The following is a 21,795-nucleotide window of genomic DNA, read 5'->3' as shown; positions in this document are numbered from 1 at the left end:
GTGGGCAATAGCCCGTCTCGCGCCTCGCGCCAATTGCAAAGATCGCCTGATGTCGCTCCGTATCGTGCTTCGCAAGAAACTGTCCGGCGGGCTTGCCGCGGTCGTCGCGGCGGCCGTGACGCTGGCGCCGCTCGCGCCTGCATCGGCGCAGCAAGGCAAGGGACCGCCGATCCTGCGCGACACCGAGACCGAGGTGCTGCTGCGTGAATATACCCGGCCGATCCTGCGCGTCGCCGGGCTCGAAAAGCAGAACATCCAGATGGTCATCATCAACGATGCGTCCTTCAACGCGTTCGTTGCCGACGGCCGCCGCATCTTCGTCAATTACGGCGCCATCCTGCAGTCGGAAAATCCGAACCAGCTGATCGGCGTTCTCGCGCACGAGACCGGCCATCTCGCCGGCGGCCATCTCGCCAAGCTGCGCCAGCAGCTCGCCACCGCCCAGACCCAGATGATCATCGCCACCATTCTCGGCGCCGGCGCCCTCGCGGTCGGCGCGCGCGGCGGCGGCAGCGGCCTTGCCAATGCCGGCGCCGCGACGCTGTCGGCCCCGGGCGAGGTCATCCGCCGATCGCTGTTGTCGTATCAGCGTCAGCAGGAGGAGAACGCCGACCGTGCGGGGGTGAAATTCCTCACTGCGACGGCGCAATCGCCGAAGGGCATGTACGAGACGTTCAAGCGCTTCACCAATGAGAGCCTGTTCGCCGCGCGCGGCGCCGACCCCTATCTGCAATCACATCCGATGCCGGCCGATCGCGTCGAGGCGCTCGAGGGCCTCGCGCGCCAAAGCCCCTATTGGGACAAGAAGGACGACCCCGCATTGCAGCTCCGTCACGACATGGTCCGTGCCAAGATCTCGGCCTTCATGGAACGGCCGGACACGGTGGCACGGCGCTATCCATTGTCGGACACCGGCCTGCCCGCCCGCTACGCCAGGGCAATCTCCACCTACCTGCATGGCGACCTGCGCAGCGCCCTGAGCCAGATCGACGCCCTGATCCAGGTGCAACCCAACAACGCCTATTTCTACGAGGTCCGCGGCCAGGCCCTGCTGGAGGGCGGCCGCCCCACTGAGGCGATCGCCCCGCTGCGCAAGGCGGTGCACCTGTCCAATAACGCCCCGCTCATCGAGATGTTACTTGGTCAGGCCTTGGTGGCATCCGAGAACAAAGCCTACACTGAGGAGGCGATCTCGATCTTGCGCGCGGCGGTCGCGCGCGAATCCGAGGCGCCGCTCGGCTATTCCCAGCTCGCGATGGCCTACGGTCGCAAGGGCGACTATGCGGAGGCGGATCTCGCCTCGGCGCAGGCCGCCTTCCTGCGTGGCGACAACAAGACGGCGCGCGAGCTTGCCTCGCGTGCAAAAACCCGCTTCGCGGTCGGCTCGCCAGGCTGGGTCAGGGCTGACGACATCGTCACGGCAAAGCCGCTTTCCGGCCAGTAGGGTGTCGGACAGCGGGGTTGGCGCCCGCTGAAGTTTTGAACTACTGCTATCATCCGATCCAGAATATCAAAATACCGTCACGACCATCGACAAGGACCCGATCATTTGACCCAGAGGACCTCCTTCATGCCGTCAGTCCGCACGCTCATTCCCGCGATGTTGCTCGCGCTTTCGCTCTGCGGCGTGCCTCAGCTCGCGTCGGCGGAGAGCTTCTCCGACAGCCAGCGGGGCGAGATCGAGACCATCGTCCGAAACTACCTGATCGCGCATCCCGAGGTGCTCGAAGAGGCGATGGCCGAGCTGCAGAAGCGCCAGACGGCAGCCGAGGCGGCCAAGCACGAGGCCAGCGTCAGCAAGAACGCCGAGACCATCTTCAACTCGCCGCGCGGTGTCGTGCTCGGCAACAAGGATGGCGACGTCACCTTCGTCGAGTTCTTCGATTACAATTGCGGCTACTGCAAGCGCGCGATGGCCGACATGATGGAGCTGATGAAGAGCGACCCGAAGCTGAAGGTCGTGCTCAAGGAATTTCCCGTGCTGAGCCAGGGCTCCGTCGAGGCCGCGCAGGTCGCCGTTGCCGTTCGCATTCAAGCCCCGCAGAAATATCTCGACTTCCACCAGAAGCTGCTGGGCGGCCGCGGCCAAGCCGACAAGGCCCATGCGCTCGCGGTCGCCAAGGATCTCGGGCTCGACATGGCGCGCGTCGAGAAGGACATGGCGAGCCCCGAGGCCAAGGCGACGATCGAGGAAAACTTCAAGCTCGCCGAGGAGATGGGCATGAACGGGACGCCGAGCTACGTGATCGGCAAGCAGGTCGTGATCGGCGCCGTCGGCGTCGAGGGCCTGCGCGAGAAGATCAGCGCGGCCCGCTGCGGCAAGGCGAGCTGCTGAGCATCTCTGCCAAAGCGTCTCGCCATCACGGGATCAATCGAAGGCCGGCTGTCTCAGCCGGCCTTCTGCTTTTGCCGTGAGCCGGTGGCGAAGCGGCAGCCGGGTGGCGGCAGCGCCCTCGCCTATCCCTTCAGCTTCATGCCGAGCCGGGTTCGAAGTGCCTCGCGGATGTGCCCGCGTGCAATCGCCTCGGCCCGATCGGGATCGCGGATCGCGATCGCTTCGATCAGCTCACCATGCTCGGCCGCGGCTGTTGCTGCACGTCCTTCGGCCGCAAACGTCGTGGTTCCCAGCAGCGCTGTCGCGACATGCATGTCCTCGAGGGCGGCATCGAGGTAGCGGTTGCGCGCCGCGCGCTGGATCGCACCGTGCATTAGCCGGTTCAGCCGCGCGAGCTCGGCGGCGTCGTCCCCCCCGCTGACAAAGCGTGCATGAATGTCGCGGAGCGCCGCGATCTCGGCCGACACGGCATACTGCGCGGCGAGCCGGGCCGCGGCGCCTTCGAGAATTTCCCGCATCGCGTACAGCTCGAGGACTTCATTCTCGTCGAGACTGCGCACGATCAGGCCGCGTCCACCAGCCGGCTGCACCCACCCCTTGGCCACCAGCTTGCCGAAAGCCTCACGGACCGGCGTCCGGCTGACGTTCAGCTTCTGGGCGACCTCGTCCTCACGCAGCCGATCGCCGGAGCGATAGAAGCCGTTCTCCAGCGCATGGCACAGCGCACGAAATACCGCTTCGCCGAGAGAGACGTTGTCACGATCGATGGTGAGCGATGGCGCTTCCGAGGACATGGGGGTCACGATTTCACAATCTCGTTGCGAACAACAGCCTATCTTGCATATTTTTGTATACAATGGCATACCAATTCTATGCCTACTGCAGCCTTTACTTCCGTACCATCCATCATCGCTTGGCCGACGGCTGGCATGCGGAGGGGTGGCTGTGTGGACCAAACCCGGTCCAGGCCCCGCCGCCTTGCGTCCGCGAGGGCCTGCAATGACTGATCAGAGCGATATCGCCGACCATCCCCTGACCTACGACGTCGTCGTGGTTGGCGGCGGCAACGCAGCCCTCTGCGCCGCCATTGCGGCACGGCGCGCCGGGGCCTCGGTCATCGTGCTGGAGGCTGCCTCCAAGTTCTATCGCGGTGGCAATACGCGCCACACCCGCAACATGCGCTGCGCCCATGACGCGGCGACCGCGACGTTGAGTGGCCCCTACACCGAGGACGAGTTCTGGGACGATCTCCTGCGCGTCACCGAAGGCCAGACCAACGAACAACTGGCGCGCCTGATGATCCGCGAGTCCAAGGACATGCTCGACTGGATCGTCGCACAGGGCGTGCGTTTCCAGCCGTCGCTCGGCGGGACGCTGAGCTTAGGGCGGACCAACTCGTTCTTCCTGGGCGGCGGCCGGGCCATGCTCAATGCGTTGTATCTCACCGCCGAGCGGCTCGGCGTCGACGTGCTGTATGAGGCGGAGGTCGTCGGGCTCGACATCGATGAGACCCGTTTCGACGCTGCGATCATCCGGCAGCGTGACGCCAGGACGCGAATCTGCGGCAAGGCGCTGGTTGCGGCAGCGGGCGGCTTCGAAGCCAACATCGACAGGCTGGTCGAGGGCTGGGGCGAGATCGCGCGCAACTTCCTGATCCGCGGCACGCCCAACAATCGCGGTACGGTGCTCGACATGCTGCTCGGCGCCGGCGTCGACAGCATTGGCGATCCGACCCAGTGCCACGCGGTGGCCATCGATGCGCGCGCCCCCAAATATGACGGCGGCATCATCACGCGGCTCGACTGCGTCGTGTTCGGCATCGTCGTCAACAACAACGCTGAGCGATTCTACGACGAAGGCGAGGACGTCTGGCCGAAGCGCTACGCGATCTGGGGACGCTTGGTTGCCGCTCAGCCGGACCAGATTGCCTACATCATCTTCGACGCGAAATCGGCGAACCTGTTCATGCCGTCGCTCTACCCCGCGATCGAGGCGGCCAGCATCACCGAGCTCGCTGGCAGGCTCGGCCTCGATCCGGACAAGCTGACCGCCACCGTCGCGCACTTCAACGCATCGGTGCGCGACGGACAATTCAATCCCGACATCCTCGACGATTGCCGCACCGAGAACCTGACGCCGCCGAAATCGCATTGGGCGCGCCGCATCGATAGCGGCCCCTACTACGCCTATCCAGTTCGGCCCGGCATTACCTTCACCTATCTCGGCGTGCGGGTCGATCACGCCGCAAAGATGATGATGAAGTCCGGCGGTCCCGCCGACAACATGTACGCCGCAGGCGAGATCATGGCCGGCAACGTGCTCGGCCGCGGCTATGCCGCAGGAATCGGCATGACGATCGGCAGCGTGTTCGGGCGTATCGCCGGCCAGGGAGCAGCGACACATGCAGCGCAGTGAGGCGTTGACCGAGGCGGATCGGCTGATGACGATCTGCAATTCCTGCCGCTATTGCGAGGGACTCTGCGCCGTGTTTCCGGCAATGGAGATGCGCCGCGCCTTCACCGGCGGCGACCTCAACTATCTCGCCAATCTCTGCCATGCCTGCGGGGCCTGCTACGTCGACTGCCAGTTCTCCCCCCCGCACGAGTTCGACGTTCGCGTCCCCTCCGTTCTGGCCCGGGTGCGGCACGAGAGCTATGCCGACTATGCCTGGCCGCGCGCGCTGGCGCCGCTGTTCAGGCGCAATGGTCTCGCGGTGTCGCTCATCGTGGTGGTCAGCATGGCCGCGTTCATCGTCGGCATCGTGGCCTTCAACGATCCCGCCGCGGTGTTTGCAAGCCGGCACGGCCCCGGCTCGTTCTACGCGCTCATGCCCCACAACGCGATGGCGCTGTTGTTCGGCGCCGCCTTCCTGTGGGCCATCATCGCCTTCATCATGGGCGCTCGGGCGTTCTGGAATGATATCGGCGAGCCGAGCTCGACCTTGACGCGCCCACGTCCACTGCTGCGCGCCGTTCGCGACGCAGCCAGCCTGCGCTATCTCGATGGCGGCGGCGTTGGCTGCTACAACGAGGATGAGCGGCCACGCGACACCCGGCGGTTCTATCACCATCTGACGTTCTGGGGCTTCATGCTCTGCGTCGCATCGACCAGCGTCGCGACGCTCTATCACTATCTTCTGCACCGTGAGGCGCCCTATCCGTTGTGGGACCTGCCGGTCGTGCTCGGCACGCTGGGCGGATTGGGCATCGTGGTCGGTCCGCTCGGACTCCACACCGCCAAGCGCAGGCGTGAGCCTGCGATGATGGATGCGGGCAGTCGCGCCATGGATGTCGCGTTCCTGGCGATGCTCGTCCTTACCGGCGCAACCGGGCTCGCCCTCCTCTTGCTACGCGAGACCAGCACGATGGGCCTGCTGCTCGCGCTCCATCTCGGTGCGGTGTTCGCGCTCTTCATCACGATGCCCTACGGCAAGTTCGTGCACGGCCTCTATCGATTCTTGGCGCTCGTCCGCTACGCGCGCGAACGTCACGGCGCGTAGCTCATGCGAGGTCGCCGGCGACACGCAACGGATCACTGTTGTCGTCATGCAGCATTCATGACCCTGAGCATCCGTTCATAAAGTTGCGATCTGCGACATTTTTCCGGAACGATCAGCGACGCACGGAACGACTCCTACCTCCTGCCGTTGTCGGCGCGGGCAGTGCAAATACGAGGAGGATAGAGGATGACCAATCGCTTGATGGTATCAGTTGCTGCAATCGCGCTCCTGGCGGGTGCAGGTTTTGCTCATGCGCAAGGTACCGGCGGTGCGGGCGGCGCAGCTGGACAGTCCGGCGGCGCAGCCATGCAGGGCGGTGCGACCGGTGGTGCTGCCGGCGGAGCATCGAGCGGTGGCATGAACGCGCCCGGCGGCGCGATGCATCGCGACAGCGGCTCGCCTGCGTCCGACATGCGCTCCAGTCAGTCCGAGCAGAAGCCCGGTGCGACCAAGGGCCAGCGCGCCGAGGAAGGCATGAAGGGTCCGAATGCCAAGGGCGCGACCTCCGAGACCGACAAGGCCGGCTCCAAGAACATGAAGGCCGAGGGTCGCGACAGCAAGAGCGGCACCAGCACGAACGCCGAAACCAAGACCGGCAGCGACCGGTCGCAGACCACCACCGGACAGGCTGGCGCCGGCGCCAAGCTCTCGACCGAGCAGCGCACCAAGATCACCAGCGTGATCCGCAGCCAGCGCGTCGAGCCGGTGACCAACGTGAACTTCAACATCTCGGTCGGCACCCGGGTGCCGCGCGACGTTCACTTCCACCGGCTCCCGGCGGAAGTCGTGACGATCTATCCGGAATGGCGCGGATACGACTTCATCTTGGTTCGTGAGCAGATCATCGTGATCGATCCCCGCACCTACGAGATCGTCGCAGTTCTCGACGCCTGATCCCGACCAGGCAGGCGATGAGGACATGGGGCGGGCAGCAATGCCCGCCCCATTCTATTGCGCAAAGAGCACGTAAGGGCGATCACACGCAGCCCGTGCAGCCGGGTGGACAAACCTGGTTAACCAGCAATTTCGTACACTTAAGACGGTTTTTTCGTCTGACGGACCAAGCCTCGGGCAGCCGGCCCGGCTGCCGAAAGGCTTCCCCTTGGCGGCTTTGTTACCTATAACGCCGCCCACTGCCGCCACACCGCCGGGATGGGAATGGCCGACGCCGCGCACAACACGATCTATGTCCTCAACGGACCCAACCTCAACCTGCTGGGCACCCGCGAGCCGGAGACCTATGGCCATGCCACCCTGGCAGACGTCGAACGGCTCTGCGTCGAGACGGCCGCGCGCTTCGGCCTGACGGCGGAGTGCCGGCAGTCGAACCATGAGGGTGTGCTCGTGGATTGCATCCATGAGGCCCGCAGCCGCGGTGCGGTCGGAATCATCCTCAATGCCGGCGCCTACTCTCATACCTCCATTGCCTTGCACGACGCGCTGATGGGGGTGAAGATCCCCACCGTCGAAGTGCACATCAGCAACATTCACGCCCGCGAGAGCTTCCGGCACCATTCTTTCACCGCGAAGGCCGCGTTTGCCTCGATCTGCGGCTTCGGCATCGACGGCTACCGGCTGGCGATCACCGGCCTCGCCGCCAAGATCGGCGCCAAAGCCGTCACGCAGACCGACATCTAGCGCAAGCCTGACGTCACAGTCCTCACGCACCCAACGTTCCGGATCAGATCATGGCGCCCCAGCCCGACGACAAGACCATCGCGAAATCCGAAGACAGCCAGCTCATTCGCGAGCTCGCAGCGCTGCTGGATGAGACCAGCCTGACCGAGATCGAGCTGGAGCGTGCCGGCCTTCGCATCCGCGTTGCCCGCAACGTGACCGTTGCGGCGGCCGTCCATTCGGCCATCGGAACCGCCGCCGCTGGCGTTCCCGTGGTCGCAGCCGCCACCGCGGCAGCCGCCGGCGCGGACTTGTCAAAACATCCCGGCGTGGTGCCCTCTCCCATGGTCGGTACCGCCTACTGGGCGCCCGAGCCCGGCGCCAAGCCGTTCGTCGAGGTCGGCTCCAAGGTGTCCGTCGGTCAGACCCTGATGATCATCGAGGCGATGAAGACGATGAACCAGATTCCGTCACCGCGCGCCGGGACGGTGACGCAGATCCTGGTCGAGGACGGCCAGCCCGTTGAGTTCGGCGAGCCGCTGGTGATCATTGAATAATTGCGAGTAGCGAATGGCGAATAGCGAATAGCCGTCCGTTCCCTATTCGCTACTCCCTATTCGCTACTCGCCACTCGCGCCCGAGGCACCATGTTCGACAAGATCCTCATCGCCAATCGCGGCGAAATCGCCCTTCGCATCCTCAGGGCCTGCAAGGAGCTCGGTATCTCCACCGTCGCGGTGCATTCCACCGCCGACGCCGATGCGATGCATGTCCGCCTCGCGGACGAAAGCGTCTGCATCGGGCCGCCGCCGTCGAAGGACAGCTATCTCAACATTCCCGCCCTGCTCGCCGCCTGCGAGATCACCGGCGCCGACGCCGTGCATCCCGGCTACGGCTTCCTGTCGGAGAACGCGCGCTTCGCCGAGATTCTCGCGGACCACAATCTGCATTTCATCGGGCCGAAGGCGGAGCACATCCGCCTGATGGGCGACAAGATCGAGGCCAAGAAGACGGCCAAGCGGCTGGGCATTCCCGTCGTTCCAGGCTCGGATGGCGCTGTCACTCCGGACCACGACGCGATGGCGATCGCCAAGGAGATCGGCTTCCCGGTGCTGGTCAAGGCAGCCGCCGGCGGCGGCGGCCGCGGCATGAAGGTCGCCCACACCGAGGCCGACCTACAGCTGGCGCTGACCACAGCGGCCAACGAGGCGAGATCGGCGTTCGGCGACGCCTCGGTCTATCTGGAGAAGTATCTGCAGAAGCCGCGTCACATCGAGATCCAGGTGCTCGGCGACGGCCGCGGCGGCGCCATCCATCTCGGCGAGCGCGACTGCTCGTTGCAGCGGCGCCATCAGAAGGTCTGGGAGGAAGGCCCCTCCCCGGTGCTTGACGCAGCGGCCCGGGCCAAGATCGGCAACACCGTCGCCAAGGCGATGCAGGAGCTGAAATATATCGGCGTCGGCACCATCGAATTCCTCTACGAGGACGGCGAATTCTATTTCATCGAGATGAATACCCGCATCCAGGTCGAGCATCCCGTCACGGAGATGATCACCGGGATCGACCTCGTGCTGGAGCAGATCCGCATCGCCGCCGGCGGCGACCTGCCGATGACCCAGGACCAGGTTGTCATCAACGGCCACTCCATCGAGTGCCGCGTCAATGCGGAAAACCCTGTCACCTTCCGGCCCTCGCCGGGCAAGATCCTGCAGTACCACCCGCCTGGCGGCCTCGGCGTCCGCATCGACTCTGCCGTCTACCAGGGCTACGTGATCCCGCCCTATTACGACTCGCTGGTCGGCAAGCTGATCGTCCACGGCAAGACCCGGGTCGAATGCCTGATGCGGCTGCGGCGCGCACTGGACGAGATGGTCGTCGACGGCATCGAGACCACGCTGCCGCTGTTCAGGGCCCTTGTCCGCGAGCCGGCCATCATCGATGGCGACTATCACATCCACTGGCTCGAACAGTACCTCGCTGGCCAGAAGGCGGAGTGAGCGGCTAACCGCAAAATTCCACTGACGCGCCGGAACCCTCCAGCCCGCACTGCGTTCTGCTCTTTCGGCGGTTCCGCTGAGGGGGCAGGTATTTCAATTGGCATGCGAGTGAGCGGTGGCGCCTGAGATTGGACAAAGGCGCACGCTGGGACAAATCCTGCTGCTGTCGGCGGGATTCCTGGTGCTGGTCGTCGTCAGCACGGCCTCGGTGCTGCTCGTCAACAAGGCCCGCAAAGACAACGCCTGGGTGGTGCACACCATCGAGGCGGAGAACCAGATCAACGCGCTGCTGCTCGAGGTCCGCCGGGCCGAGAGCGGCGCCCGCGCCTACCTGCTGACCCAGGACAATACGTTTCTGACGGATCACGACGCCGCCGTCACCGCGATCGCGCCGGTGCTCGACAAGCTCGGAACACTCGTGGCCGACAATCCTGCCCAGGTCGAGCTGCTCCGCCAGGTCCGCGCCGAAATCGACACCCGCCTCGGCCAGTTCAGGCGGGAGAAGGAACTGGCCGCGCAGGGTGACCTCGCCGCCGCCGCCGCGCTCGTGCGGAGCGCCGCTTCCGGCAACACCAGCATCAACATCCGCGATCTCGCCAATCGCATGCGGCTGGAGGAAGAGCGGCTGTTCGTGCTGCGCACCGCCAATGCCGACCGCAGCCAGCAGCTGGCGACCGTCGTGACGGTGACTGGCTCGGCCCTGGTCGTCCTGCTCGCGATCATCTCGGTGCTCCTTGTGCGCCGCTCGACCAGCGCGCGCGACGAGGCCGAGGCCAGGCTGCGCGAGAGCAACCTCAACCTCGAAGCCACCGTCGACGAGCGCACCGCGGACCTGCGCGAGGCCAATGAGGAGATCCAGCGCTTCGCCTATATCGTGAGCCACGACCTGCGCTCGCCGCTCGTCAACATCATGGGCTTCACCAGCGAGCTCGACGAGCTGCGCAACGACATCTTCCGGCGGATCGCAACGCTGGCGCGGGCGGCCTCCGACGCGCCGCCGCCGGCGGAAGGCGCCGAGCCCGAGCTCGAAGGCGCCGACCAGCAGCTGTCGGAGGATTTCAGCGAGGCGCTCGGCTTCATCAAATCCTCGATCGCCAAGATGGACCGGCTGATCACGGCCATCCTCAACCTGACCCGCGAGGGCCGCCGCGAGTTCGTGCCGGTGCGGATCGATACCCGCGAGCTGATCGAGGGCATCGTCTCGACCCTGGCGCATCAGGCGGCGGAAACCGACACCACCATCCGCGTGGAACCGTTGCCGGCCATCGTCAGCGACCGCCTGGCGCTGGAGCAGATCTTCTCCAACCTGATCGACAACGCGATCAAATATCTCAAGCCGGGCGTTCCCGGCGACATCGCCATTCGCGCCCGTACCAAGCTCGGTTTTGCCATCTTCGAGGTTACGGACAACGGCCGGGGGATTGATCCCAGGGATCATCAACGTATCTTTGATCTTTTCCGTCGCGCCGGAACCCAGGACCGTCCGGGTCAGGGGATTGGATTGGCGCATGTCCGCGCGCTGGTGCGCCGGCTCGGCGGAACCATGTCGGTCGCGTCGGAGCTAGACCAGGGCAGCACGTTCACCATCACGCTCCCGATCAACTGGAACGCCTCAAACCGGAACTCAGACCGATGACCATGCCCGTGACGATCATCATGATCGAGGACGACGAAGGCCACGCCCGCCTGATCGAGCGCAACATCCGCCGGTCCGGCGTCAACAACGAGATCAAGCCGTTCACCAATGGTACAGATGCCGTGAAGTATCTGCTGGGTGCTGACGGCACCGGCCTTGATCACAAGGGGCACGCATTGCTGATCCTGCTCGACCTGAACCTGCCGGACATGACCGGCATCGACATCCTCAAGATGGTCAAGCAGAACAGTTTCCTGAAGAGCGCGCCGGTGGTCATCCTCACCACGACGGACGACTCGCAGGAGATCAAGCGCTGCTACGAACTCGGCTGCAACGTCTACATCACCAAGCCGGTCAACTACGAAAGCTTCGCCAACGCCATTCGCCAACTCGGCCTGTTCTTCTCCGTCATCCAGGTTCCGCCCGCCGCATGAGCTCCGCCGCCCCCACGCTGCTCTATATCGACGACGACGCAGCGCTCGCGCGGCTGGTCGAGCGCGGGCTCAAGCGATTGGGCTTCACGGTGGAACACGCCGCCGACGGCAGCGCGGGCTTGCAGCGGCTGGAGCGCGGCGGCATCGACGTCGTGGCGCTCGACCAGTACATGCCAGGCTTCGACGGGCTCGAGACGCTGGAGCGCATCATGGCGCTGCCGGAACCGCCGCCGGTGGTGTTCGTCACCGCCTCACAGGATTCCAAGATCGCGGTCACGGCCCTGAAGGCCGGCGCGGCCGACTACCTGGTCAAGGACGTGCAGGGCGAGTTCATTCCCCTGCTGCAGGTCGCGGCCGAAGGCGCGGTGCGCCAGGCCCGGCTGCAGAAGGCCCGCGACGAGGCGGAGGCGGAAGTGCGGGCATCACGCGACCGCTACGCGGCGCTGGCGGCCGAGCGCGAGGTCCTGCTGCGCGAGGTCAATCACCGCGTCGGCAATTCGCTGCAGATCATCGCCTCGCTGCTGCATCTTCAGGCCAACTCCAGCACCCAGGACGACGTCAAGGCCGCGCTCACCAATGCAATGGGCCGCGTCGCCGCCGTGGCGCAGGTGCACCGCCGCCTCTACACGTCTCAGGATCTCAAGAGCGTGCTGCTCAACCAGTATCTGGATTCGCTGCTCGACGACTTGCGCCGCTCGGCCGAGGGCAACCGGATGTCGCGGCTGACCCTGAAGGCGGAGCCGGTCGAGATCGACCCGGATCGCGCGGTCGCGATCGGTATCGTCGTCAACGAGCTGGTCATGAACGCGGTCAAATACGCCTACCCCGATGGGCCGGGCCCGATCCACGTCGAGCTTAAGCTTGCAGGCGGGGACATCGTGCTGTCGATCGCCGACAACGGCGTCGGCCTGAACGCAACCAGCGATCCGCGCTCGACCGGAATGGGCCAGCGCATCGTCAGCGCCATGGCGACCAAGCTCGACGCCACCGTCGGCCCCGATCCGAGCCATGCTGGCACCAAGATCGTGGTCCGCTTCCGCCTCGAAAAAGATACTCCCAAGCCCGCGGCTGCCGCGGTCGGCTGAGCCGACGCAGCCGGCACGCGACCATCGCGCGCCCGGCATCGGCCTGCTATGCTGGTCCCATGAATACGCGCGACTCTGCAGCGTCCGAGATCACGCCCGAGGTCCTGCTGCGTGCCTATGCCTGCGGCATCTTCCCGATGGCCGAAAGCGCTGACGACCCGACCTTGTTCTGGGTCGAGCCGGAGCTGCGCGGCGTCATTCCTCTCGACGGCTTTCGCGTCGCCTCGCGCCTTGCGCGCACGGTCCGGTCGGATGCCTTCGCCGTGACCGTGAACCAGGCGTTCAAGGCGGTGCTGGATGGCTGCGCCGAGCCGCAGCCCGGCCGCGAGGACACCTGGATCAACAAGCGTATCCGCGAGCTCTACAGCGGCCTCCACGCGCTCGGCCATTGCCACAGCGTCGAATGCTGGCAGGATGGCGAGCTGGTGGGCGGCCTCTACGGCGTCAGCCTGGGCCGCGCCTTCTTCGGCGAGAGCATGTTTCACCGCACCCGCGACGCCTCGAAGGTCGCACTGGTGCATCTCGTCGCGCGGCTGATCGCCGGGGGCTTCGAGCTGCTCGACACCCAATATGTCACCGAGCACCTCAAGACCTTCGGCGCCGTCGAGATCCCGCGCCGGCGCTACACCGTGCTGCTCGAAAAGGCCCTGAGGGGGCCGGCCGCCAATTTCGCCAGGCTGGCGGTTGATCGGCCGATCTCGGGCACCGAGGCACTCGCGATCATCGCAGCGCGCGGCTGAGCGAGGTTATCTGAACACTCCGCCGAACGGTCCGCCCGCCTGGGGCGGCGGCGGTGGTGGCGGCACCTGCTGGGTCTGATACTGCTGCGGCGGCGATGGCGGCCTGGGCGCCGCCTGCCGCTGCTGCGGCGGACGCTTTTGCGCAGGCTGCGGCGCCGCGGCCGGCTTCTGATCCGGCGCGGCGCTGACGACCGTGGTCTGCGGCTCTTTGCAGTCGACCAGCCAGATGTCGTAGATCGGGTGCTCGACGCCGTGCAGACCGGGGCTAGCCGCGAACATCCAGCCCGAGAAGATGCGCTTCACCTCGCCCTGCAACGTGATCTCGTCGACCTGCACGAACGCGTCGGTGTTGGCGGCCTCGGTGGCTGGCCTCGTGTAGCAGGCGTCGGTCTTTACCCGGAGCGCCCCGAACTGCACGGTCTCGCCGATATCCTCGTCGAAATTGATGATGCGGCCGGTGATCTTGTCGAGCCCGGAGAAGCTCGCCTTCTTGTTGACGATCTTCTGCGCCGGCGGTTCGGTCACGACCTCGTCGCCCGGCTGGATGGTGGCCGGGGTCTGCGGTACCGCGCCGTTCGGCGGGATCGCCGCATTCTGGGGTGCGCCGCGTGGCGGTGCCTGCCGCTGACCAGGCGCAGCCCCCGGCTGGCCGGGTGGCGGCACGGCCGCGACCGGAGGATTGTTCTGTGGCAGGATCGTCGTTCCCGGCGGCGGCGCCAGCGGCTGGGATTGGACCGGACCCGGCAGGGCGGCGCCCTGCCCCGGCGGCGGACGGGTTGGCGCCGGCAGCACCCGGCCCTGCGGCAGCTCCGGGATCTCCTCCTCTTCCTCAGGAGGCGGAATCGGCTCGCCACGGCGCGGAATGTTGCCCGGCGGGCGCGGAACGGGATCGGAGAAAATGGTACCGATCTGCGCGCGCGCCGGCACGGACAGCGTGAGGGATGTGGCGGCCAGCAATGCCGCGATACCGGTCAGGACGATTGTTCGGTGCATCTCGCGCGGCTTTATCAGGCGAATCGGGGTTCAGGACAATCAAATCGCGTCATGACCCATCCGCCGCTCTCGATCAGCCCTCCCGTTAACATGTCGAATACGGCGGGGGAAGGGCGAGCTGCCAGCACTCCGCGTGCTGGTCAGCCGGTTCTTCCAATGAGATAGTCGTGATCAAGAGCCGGATCGGAACCGGCGCCAAAGGGAAGGAAATCGATGTCTGATTCGATCCGTCTCGACGGCCGAGTGGCCGTCGTTACCGGCGCGGCCGGCGTCATCGGCGCCGCGACCATGCGGTTGCTGGCCGCGCGCGGGGCCCGCATCGTCGCCGTGGACCGGCGCGAGGCCGATCTCGCCGCCGCGACGGCCGCCCTGCCGGCGAGCGCCGAGGCGCTCGCCGTGGCCGCCGACGTCACCGACGAGGACCAGGTCGCGGCTTATGTGCGACAAGCGTGCGATCGGTTCGGCACCATCGACGTGTTCTTCAACAATGCCGGCATCGAAGGCGAGATCAAGCCGATCACCGCATATCCGCTGGAGGCGTTCCGTCGCGTGCTCGACGTCAACGTCGTCGGCGTCTTCCTCGGCCTCAAGCACGTGCTGCCGGTGATGCTGAAGCAGAACCGCGGCTCGATCATCAACACCGCCTCGATCGCCGGCCTGATCGGCTCGCCGCAGATCGCCGTCTACAGCGCCAGCAAGCACGCGGTCATCGGCCTGACCAAGAGCGCGTCCTGGGAGTGCACCGGCACCAATGTCCGTGTGAACTGCATCTGCCCCGGGCTGATCGAGAGCCGCATGCTGAGCGCGATCATCGAAGGGCGCAGCGGCGCCGCGGTTCCGGCCGACAAGGTGGTCGATCGCGTCCCCGCGCGCCGGCTCGGCCAGGGCGCGGAGGTCGCCTCGATCGTCGCCTTCCTCGCCTCCGACGATGCCAGCTACGTCTCCGGCGCGGCCTACACCGTCGATGGCGGCCGCACCGCCGCCTGACGTCCCTTCAACTTGACCGTCTTTCAACCCGACAGGTTTTTGCAATGCCCGTGCAACTCGATGTCGATGCCGCTGCCGTCTACAAAGCATTTCAGGAGGCCGGTCGGCCGGCCTATGAGACGCTGACACCACAGGAGGCGCGGGACTACTACCTGGCCGCGCGCGTCGTGAGCAATCCCGAGCCGCCCGAGCTTGCGGACGTCAAGGACCTCGCCATCCCTGCCCCGCATGGCACAATCCCGGCACGGCTCTATCGACCAAGGACGGTGCGGCAGACCAACGGTCTTGCACCAGGATTGGTGTTCTATCACGGCGGCGGCTGGGTGATCGGCAATCTGGAGTCGCATGACGTGGTCTGCCGCGCGCTGGCGCACGAAGGCGAACTGATCGTGATCTCGGTCGACTACCGCCTCGCGCCCGAGCACAAGTTTCCGGCCGCGGTCGACGACGCCGCCGCGGCCATACGATGGATCGCCGACAATGCTGCCGCGCTCGGCATCGATGCCGCCAGGCTCAGCGTCGGCGGCGATTCCGCCGGCGGCAATCTCGCCGCCGTCGTCGCGCTCTTGGCGCGTGACGGCAAGGGCCCGAAGCTCTCAGGCCAGGTGCTGATCTATCCGGCCACCGACTTTTCGATGAGCCATCCCTCGCACAGCGAGCCCGAGACCAGCGTGCTGCTGACGCATTCGGTGATCCGCTGGTTTCGCGACCATTATCTCAACAGTGCCGCCGACATCCACGATTGGCGGGCCTCCCCGGCGAAGGCGGAAACCCTAGCCGGGCTACCGCCCGCCTATGTGCTCACGGCCGGCGCCGATCCGCTGCGCGACGAGGGCGACGACTACGCGCGCCGCTTGCGCGAGGCCGGCGTGCCGGTGACGCATCGCAACCATCCCGGCCAATTCCACGGCTTCTTTACGATGGGCAAGCTGCTCGACCAGGCCAATGTCGCCGCACGCGACATCGGCGCCTGGCTGAAGCAGCTCGACCGGCCCGGCGGCATCTGAGCGTTACCGCGCTGAGCTCAGAACGCACCGACCCGCGAGTTCGCGGGTCGTGCTCACATGCGGCCGAAGTCGTCGCGTGTGAGATCGGCTTGCTCGCGCTCGAGCAGCAGCTACATCCCGCGCAAGCCGGCCGGGACGACTGGACAGCTCACATTTCATTCCTCGCAGCAGGAGACTCCCACATGAAGACCGTGAACCTCGCCGACAAGCTGAGCCAATTCTCAGGCCATTGGGACCCGCACGTGGTCGCGGACTACAACGACAATGACGTGATGGTCGTGAAGTTCATGGGAGAATTCCCGTTCCACAAGCATGACACGACGGATGACTTCTTCCTGGTCCTCGAAGGCGAGATGGAGATGGACATTCAGGGGCAGCCGTCGCGGACGGTGAAGGCCGGCGAGTTGTTCGTCGTCCCCAAAGGGGTCGTCCACCGGCCGCGCGCGGCCAAGGAGGTCAAGGTGCTCCTGATCGAACCCAAGGGCGAACCGAACTCCGGCGACTCCGACCGGGTGCCCGCGCCCAAGCCGCGCATCTGACTCGCCAGAAGGCGTCAGACCTTCGGGCCTCCGCGAGCTTGAGATATCATTCAGAGCGGACAGGTGAGCAGGATAAACATGGAGCCAACTCTGGAGATTGCGCTGGCTTGGTTCAAGCCCGAAGAGTGGGAGGACATCAGGCGGATCTGCCCGGATCTGCACGACACTTATGAAGAATGGCTGGCCAGCGCTCAGGAGGTCATCGACACGATCGGCAGTCGCCCGGACGAGCGGATCGTGAAAGTGATCCTGACCGCGGCCGAGCTTCGGAAATGGCAACGTGCGACAGGCCGCAAAGTCGATGGCAGGGTTCGCTCACAGCTTGCCGCCAGGCGCGCGCGCAAGATCCGCAACGAGTCCCCACAGCCGGCTCCCGAGCCCCGTTCTGGCTCAGAAGGCAGTCGCTGACGCTTGTCGCTCAGTTCGCTCAGGCGGGCCACGGCAAGTTCTGAGGGCGCAACGGCCGCCCATGCAGCGAACGAAGCGGAGCATCGCCGAAATGTCCGCTGTTCTTGCGCTGCAACCGAGATAGTGTCCCGTCGCCCGCAAGGACGGCTTATGGCCGTCTGGCAGGCCCCTCCTCCAATAGGATCGCCCCGATGTTCGACCGCTTGACCCGCCAGCCCGAGGATCCCCTGCTCGCTCTGATCGGCATCTTCAAGGCTGACCCGAGAGCCGACAAGGTCGATCTCGGCGTCGGCGTGTATCGCGACGAGGCCGGCCATTCGCCGATCTTCCGCGCTGTGAAAGCTGCGGAGCGCATCATCTGGGAGAGCCAGGACAGCAAGAGCTATGTGGCGCCGGAAGGCGACCAGCTCTTCCTCGACCTGTTGTGGTCGCTCGTCGGCGGCCCCGCGCCCTCGGTCCATGCCGCAGGCGTGCAGACCCCGGGCGGCTCGGGTGCGCTCCGCCTCGCCGCCGATTTGATCCGCCAGGCCGGCACCGGCAAGATCTGGCTCGGACTGCCGAGCTGGCCCAACCACGCCGGCATCTTCGCCGCGGCGGGGCTCGAGGTCGAGACCTATCCCTACTTCGACGTTCCGTCGCAGACGCTGCAGCTCGACCGCATGCTGGAGGCGCTGCAGCGCGCCGCGCCCGGCGACGCCGTCCTGATCCACGCCTCCTGCCACAACCCGACCGGCGCCCCGCTCAGCACCGAGGACTTTGCGCGCATCACCGCCGTGATGGCCGCGCGTGGCCTCGTGCCGCTGATCGACTCCGCTTATCAGGGTTTTGGCGCCGGTCTCGAGGGCGATGCCGCCGGCCTGCGGGCAATGGTCGCGGCCGTGCCCGAGGCGCTGCTGGCGGTGTCCTGCTCGAAGTCCTTCGGACTCTACCGCGAGCGGACCGGCGCGCTCTACGCCGTCGCCTCGGCACAGGCCGCAGCCGAGACCGCGCGCTCCAATCTCGTCTCCATCGCCCGCACCAGCTATTCGATGCCGCCCGACCATGGCTCGGCGATCGTCAAGACGATTCTCGACACGCCGGACCTCTATGCCGACTGGAGCAGCGAGCTCGAGACGATGCGCCAGCGCCTCGCCGCGCTGCGCCGCTCTTTTGCCGAGGCGCTCGGCGGGCGCTGGTCCAACACGATCGCGATCGGCGTCCAGGAAGGCATGTTCTCGCTGCTGCCGGTGACGCCGGCCGAGGTCATGACTTTGCGCGAAAAGCACGGCGTGTACATGCCGACCTCGGGCCGCATCAACATTGCAGGCCTGAAGCTCGCCGACGTCGCGCGCGTTGCCGGCCTGTTCAAGTCGCTTTGAAACATCGCCTGCAAGGATCAAGGCCGTGACAGAGATCGTCGCTCAGGAGCGGCACAAGCTCTACGAGGACGCGATGGCGCTGACGCTGGGCACGCTGTTCGTGTCGCTCGGCATGCTGATCTACAGCAAGACGGTGCTGCTGGTCGGCAGCACCGCCGGTCTGTCGCTGCTGTTGAGCTACATCAGCGGCTATGGTTTCGGCGTCAGCTTCTTCCTGATCAATCTGCCGTTCTATGCGTTGGCCGTCCGGCGCATGGGCTGGCCGTTCACGATCCGCACCTTTGTCGCGGTCGGGCTCGTCGCCCTGTTCTCACGGCTGACGACGTCATGGATCGACATCAGCCATATCGATCCGATCTATGCCACCGTAATCGGCGCCGGCCTGACCGGGACCGGCCTGTTGATGCTGTTCCGGCATCGCACCGGGCTTGGCGGGATCAACATTCTGGCGCTGTATCTGCAGGAGCACTGGAAGATCCGCGCCGGCTATTTCCAGCTCGCCGTCGATTTCCTCATCATGATCGCCGCATTCTTCGTCATCCCCGTGAACCGGCTGGCGCTGTCGATCCTCGGCATCGTGATCGTCAACGTCATCATCGCGATCAACCACAAGCCGGGGCGCTATATGGCGCTGAGCTGAACGGCCGAGCTCCAAGCGCACGGTCGATCTGCGCTCGGATAGCCCCACCGTGACACGCGCCGGATGCCGCACGAGTGCGCTGCACCTTGCCAGACGGCGCATTCCGTGGGATGAAAGCTCTGGTATGCCAGCAACCGAGGCAATGGGTTACCGCATCCGTCCGCTCCTGCCGGACGCCTGACGGACTCGTCGGTACGGCTGGATCGCCAACAAGAAACGCGAACGCAAAATCTCGAACCGATCTCTGGGGACGACCAAGGTATGGCACGCAACATTCTGATTCTCGGGGCCTCCTACGGCTCCCTCCTCGGCACCAAGCTGCTGATGGCCGGCCACAACGTGACGCTGGTCTGCCGCAAGAAGACAGCCGAGCTGATCAACCGCGACGGCACGGAAGTCCGCATCAAGCTGCGCGACGAGCCGGCGCATCGCTCGATCTTCTCGCGCGACCTGCCGGGCAAGCTCGACGCGGCCACGCCCGATAGCGTCGACCTGTCGCGCTACGACCTGGTCGGTCTTGCGATGCAGGAGCCACAGTACACCAACCACACCATTCGCGTGCTGATGGTGAAGATCGCCGAGGCCAAGCTGCCGTGCCTCTCGATCATGAACATGCCGCCGCTGCCCTATCTCAAACGCATCCCGGCGCTCGCCAACGTCGACCTCGACGAGGCCTACACCAATCCCGCGGTGTGGGAGCGCTTCACGCCCGGGCTGGTCACGCTGTGCTCGCCGGATCCGCAGGCCTTCCGTCCGCCGGAGGAAGCCGCCAACGTGCTGCATGTCGGCCTGCCGACCAACTTCAAGGCCGCCGCGTTCGAGGACGAGACGCACAACGCGCTGCTCCGCGAGCTGGAGCGCGACATCGACGCGGTCAGGCTCGACGGCCAGGACGTGCCCGTGAAGCTGAAGGTGTTCGACTCGCTGTTCGTGCCGCTGGCGAAGTGGTCGATGCTGCTCACCGGCAACTACCGCTGCATCACCCGCGGTGAACCGCAGGCGATCCGCGATGCCGTTCATGGCAATCTCGCCCAGTCGAAATCGATCTATGAGCATGTCGATGCCATCGCCCGCAAGCTCGGCGCCGATCCGAGCGACCAGGTGCCGTTCGAGAAATACGCCAAGGCGGCCGAGAGCCTGCTCAAGCCGTCATCGGCCGCGCGCGCCGTCGCCGCGGGCGCGCCGTTCATCGAGCGCGTCGACCTTCTGGTGAAGCTGATCTCGCAGCAGCTCGGCATGCCCAACCCCGAGATCGAGCAGACGGTGCAGACGGTCGACTTCAAGCTCAACGAGAAGATCGTGGTCGGCGGCTCCAGCGCGCAGTGATGCGCAGGCGCCGACATCGTCCGTAACCAGATGTGACTTTGCATGAACGCGCGGCCGACGCATGGTTCGCGCGTTCATTGATTCCCATCGTTCGGAATGAAGATGCCGTCCTTCGGGCCTCTCGCTTTTCCTCTGCAGGCCCTGAGCTGGCTCGGCAATCAGGGCACCCGCGCCATCGTCGCGGTTCTGCTGGCGGCAATCGCCGTGCCGCCGCTGGGCGAGCTGGCGCGGCCCTACGTCACACAGGCGATCTTCCTGCTGCTCTGCATCTCCTTCATGCGCGTCGACGTCGCGATGCTAACAGCGCATCTGCGCCGCCCGCTGCTGGTGGTGGCCGCGACCGCATGGACCACGATCGCCGTGCCGACGCTGGTCGGCACGATTGGGCGCATCGCCGGCGTCGATGCCGTCGCGCCCGACCTGTATCTCGCGCTGATGCTGCAGGGGACGGCCTCGCCGATGATGGCCTCGCCCGCACTCGCCGCGCTGATGGGGCTCGACGCGACGCTGGTTCTCATCACGCTGGTGACCTCGACCGCGCTGGTGCCGCTGACGGCGCCGCTGTTCGCCTATGTGTTTTTGGGCGAGACATTGTCACTGTCTCCGGCCGCGCTCGGGCTGAAGCTCGCCGCCATCCTTGCGGGCGCCCTGGCGGCGGCCGCCGCGATCCGCCTTGCCCTCGGCATCGCGACGATCCGCCGCCACCGCGCGCCGATCGACGGCTTCAACGTCCTCATCCTGTTCGTGTTCGCGTCCGCCATCATGGCCCATTTCCTGGCCGACCTGGCCGCCAGCCCGTTCCGCATGCTGGGACTGGCGCTGCTCGCCTTCACCGTGTTCTTCCTGTTGCTTGGTACCACGATGCTGCTGTTTCGCGGCGCGGGGCGCGAACGCGCGATGGCGCTCGGCATGATGGTGTCGCTACGCAACATGGGGCTGATGCTCGCGGCGACCGAGGGCGCGATCCCCGGCACCACCTGGCTGTATTTCGCGATGAGCCAGTTCCCGATCCACCTTGCGCCGCAACTGTTGCGCCCTCTCGCCGAGCGCCTGCGTCCAAAGCCGCTTCCATCGGGCGGGACCGATCACGGCTTGATCAATCCTGCATCGGAATGAGGCAAAGCAGCAACGGCACGCGGCCGCTCCGGCATGACGCGACGGCCAGCCGCTTACTATCAAGGCCGACATGGTTGT

General features: G+C 65.9%; 22 protein-coding genes. 20 read left to right on the top strand and 2 right to left on the bottom strand.

All coding sequences use genetic code 11. The features are described 5' to 3' along the window. The first annotated feature begins 49 nt into the window (after positions 1-49). Entirely contained in the window at positions 50-1,444 is a 1,395-nt protein-coding gene (locus ACQR0W_RS11985) for a M48 family metalloprotease (RefSeq protein ID WP_315767296.1), read from the top strand. Between the two features lie 126 nt (positions 1,445-1,570). After that, entirely contained in the window at positions 1,571-2,335 is a 765-nt protein-coding gene (locus ACQR0W_RS11980) for a DsbA family protein (RefSeq protein ID WP_316194156.1), read from the top strand. 122 nt (positions 2,336-2,457) lie between these two features. On the opposite strand, the gene ACQR0W_RS11975 is transcribed toward ACQR0W_RS11980, so the two are convergent. Next, positions 2,458-3,129 carry a GntR family transcriptional regulator gene (locus ACQR0W_RS11975; RefSeq protein ID WP_315712636.1) on the bottom strand — a complete coding sequence of 224 codons (672 nt, stop codon included), beginning with the start codon at positions 3,127-3,129 and terminating at the stop codon, positions 2,458-2,460. Positions 3,130-3,334: 205 nt separating this feature from the next. On the opposite strand from ACQR0W_RS11975, the gene tcuA reads away from it, so the two are divergent. From tcuA to aat, 10 genes are all read left to right on the top strand, one after another. After that, a complete protein-coding gene (gene tcuA, locus ACQR0W_RS11970; RefSeq protein WP_315751696.1) occupies positions 3,335-4,750 on the top strand; it encodes an FAD-dependent tricarballylate dehydrogenase TcuA in 1,416 nt (471 codons plus the stop codon). Then, positions 4,737-5,834 carry a tricarballylate utilization 4Fe-4S protein TcuB gene (gene tcuB / locus ACQR0W_RS11965; RefSeq protein ID WP_315826862.1) on the top strand — a complete coding sequence of 366 codons (1,098 nt, stop codon included), beginning with the start codon at positions 4,737-4,739 and terminating at the stop codon, positions 5,832-5,834. The genes tcuA and tcuB overlap by 14 nt, the downstream gene beginning before the upstream one ends. 186 nt (positions 5,835-6,020) lie before the next feature. Continuing rightward, on the top strand, positions 6,021-6,728 hold the full coding sequence (locus ACQR0W_RS11960) for a DUF1236 domain-containing protein (RefSeq protein WP_315826861.1): 708 nt from the start codon (positions 6,021-6,023) through the stop codon (positions 6,726-6,728). Between the two features lie 264 nt (positions 6,729-6,992). Next, positions 6,993-7,472, top strand: coding sequence for a type II 3-dehydroquinate dehydratase (gene aroQ / locus ACQR0W_RS11955; RefSeq protein ID WP_315712200.1), 480 nt, complete (start codon positions 6,993-6,995; stop codon positions 7,470-7,472). 50 nt (positions 7,473-7,522) lie between these two features. After that, the gene (gene accB / locus ACQR0W_RS11950) at positions 7,523-8,008 is read left to right on the top strand and encodes an acetyl-CoA carboxylase biotin carboxyl carrier protein (RefSeq protein ID WP_315712201.1); all 486 of its coding nucleotides are present in this window, start codon (positions 7,523-7,525) and stop codon (positions 8,006-8,008) included. A gap of 90 nt (positions 8,009-8,098) precedes the next feature. Continuing rightward, positions 8,099-9,448, top strand: a complete 1,350-nt coding sequence (gene accC, locus ACQR0W_RS11945) for an acetyl-CoA carboxylase biotin carboxylase subunit (protein WP_315712202.1) — start codon at positions 8,099-8,101, stop codon at positions 9,446-9,448. Positions 9,449-9,563: 115 nt separating this feature from the next. Further along, positions 9,564-11,084: a sensor histidine kinase gene (locus ACQR0W_RS11940; RefSeq protein ID WP_315712204.1), complete on the top strand. Its 1,521-nt coding sequence runs from the start codon at positions 9,564-9,566 to the stop codon at positions 11,082-11,084. Then, a complete protein-coding gene (locus ACQR0W_RS11935; RefSeq protein ID WP_172109443.1) occupies positions 11,081-11,518 on the top strand; it encodes a response regulator in 438 nt (145 codons plus the stop codon). Before ACQR0W_RS11940 ends, ACQR0W_RS11935 begins: the two co-directional genes overlap by 4 nt. Continuing rightward, positions 11,515-12,603, top strand: a complete 1,089-nt coding sequence (locus ACQR0W_RS11930; RefSeq protein WP_315751700.1) for a sensor histidine kinase — start codon at positions 11,515-11,517, stop codon at positions 12,601-12,603. Before ACQR0W_RS11935 ends, ACQR0W_RS11930 begins: the two co-directional genes overlap by 4 nt. A 59-nt stretch (positions 12,604-12,662) precedes the next feature. After that, on the top strand, positions 12,663-13,343 hold the full coding sequence (aat, locus tag ACQR0W_RS11925) for a leucyl/phenylalanyl-tRNA--protein transferase (protein WP_315826859.1): 681 nt from the start codon (positions 12,663-12,665) through the stop codon (positions 13,341-13,343). 6 nt (positions 13,344-13,349) lie between these two features. On the opposite strand, the gene ACQR0W_RS11920 is transcribed toward aat, so the two are convergent. Further along, positions 13,350-14,336 carry a DUF2155 domain-containing protein gene (locus ACQR0W_RS11920; RefSeq protein ID WP_315751702.1) on the bottom strand — a complete coding sequence of 329 codons (987 nt, stop codon included), beginning with the start codon at positions 14,334-14,336 and terminating at the stop codon, positions 13,350-13,352. Positions 14,337-14,549: 213 nt separating this feature from the next. On the opposite strand from ACQR0W_RS11920, the gene ACQR0W_RS11915 reads away from it, so the two are divergent. From ACQR0W_RS11915 to ACQR0W_RS11880, 8 genes are all read left to right on the top strand, one after another. After that, the gene (locus tag ACQR0W_RS11915) at positions 14,550-15,323 is read left to right on the top strand and encodes an SDR family NAD(P)-dependent oxidoreductase (protein ID WP_315712210.1); all 774 of its coding nucleotides are present in this window, start codon (positions 14,550-14,552) and stop codon (positions 15,321-15,323) included. A gap of 44 nt (positions 15,324-15,367) precedes the next feature. Next, entirely contained in the window at positions 15,368-16,330 is a 963-nt protein-coding gene (locus tag ACQR0W_RS11910; protein ID WP_316186931.1) for an alpha/beta hydrolase, read from the top strand. A 182-nt stretch (positions 16,331-16,512) separates the two neighbouring features. Further along, positions 16,513-16,869, top strand: coding sequence for a cupin domain-containing protein (locus tag ACQR0W_RS11905; protein ID WP_315712213.1), 357 nt, complete (start codon positions 16,513-16,515; stop codon positions 16,867-16,869). Between the two features lie 78 nt (positions 16,870-16,947). Next, positions 16,948-17,277 carry a hypothetical protein gene (locus ACQR0W_RS11900; RefSeq protein ID WP_315712215.1) on the top strand — a complete coding sequence of 110 codons (330 nt, stop codon included), beginning with the start codon at positions 16,948-16,950 and terminating at the stop codon, positions 17,275-17,277. A 191-nt stretch (positions 17,278-17,468) separates the two neighbouring features. Further along, entirely contained in the window at positions 17,469-18,635 is a 1,167-nt protein-coding gene (locus tag ACQR0W_RS11895) for an amino acid aminotransferase (RefSeq protein ID WP_315751705.1), read from the top strand. A gap of 25 nt (positions 18,636-18,660) precedes the next feature. Beyond that, the gene (locus ACQR0W_RS11890) at positions 18,661-19,275 is read left to right on the top strand and encodes a YitT family protein (protein ID WP_315712219.1); all 615 of its coding nucleotides are present in this window, start codon (positions 18,661-18,663) and stop codon (positions 19,273-19,275) included. A 261-nt stretch (positions 19,276-19,536) separates the two neighbouring features. Continuing rightward, complete coding sequence (locus ACQR0W_RS11885; RefSeq protein ID WP_316170459.1) at positions 19,537-20,601, top strand: ketopantoate reductase family protein; 1,065 nt, start codon at positions 19,537-19,539, stop codon at positions 20,599-20,601. A gap of 102 nt (positions 20,602-20,703) precedes the next feature. Continuing rightward, positions 20,704-21,717, top strand: a complete 1,014-nt coding sequence (locus ACQR0W_RS11880; protein WP_316186930.1) for a Na+-dependent transporter — start codon at positions 20,704-20,706, stop codon at positions 21,715-21,717. Positions 21,718-21,795: the final 78 nt, after the last annotated feature.

Source organism: Bradyrhizobium sp. HKCCYLRH1034 (genome assembly GCF_051168375.1).
Lineage (GTDB): Bacteria > Pseudomonadota > Alphaproteobacteria > Rhizobiales > Xanthobacteraceae > Bradyrhizobium.
Note: the sequence above shows the minus strand (reverse complement) of the source record. Positions and strands in the feature narration are given on the sequence as shown.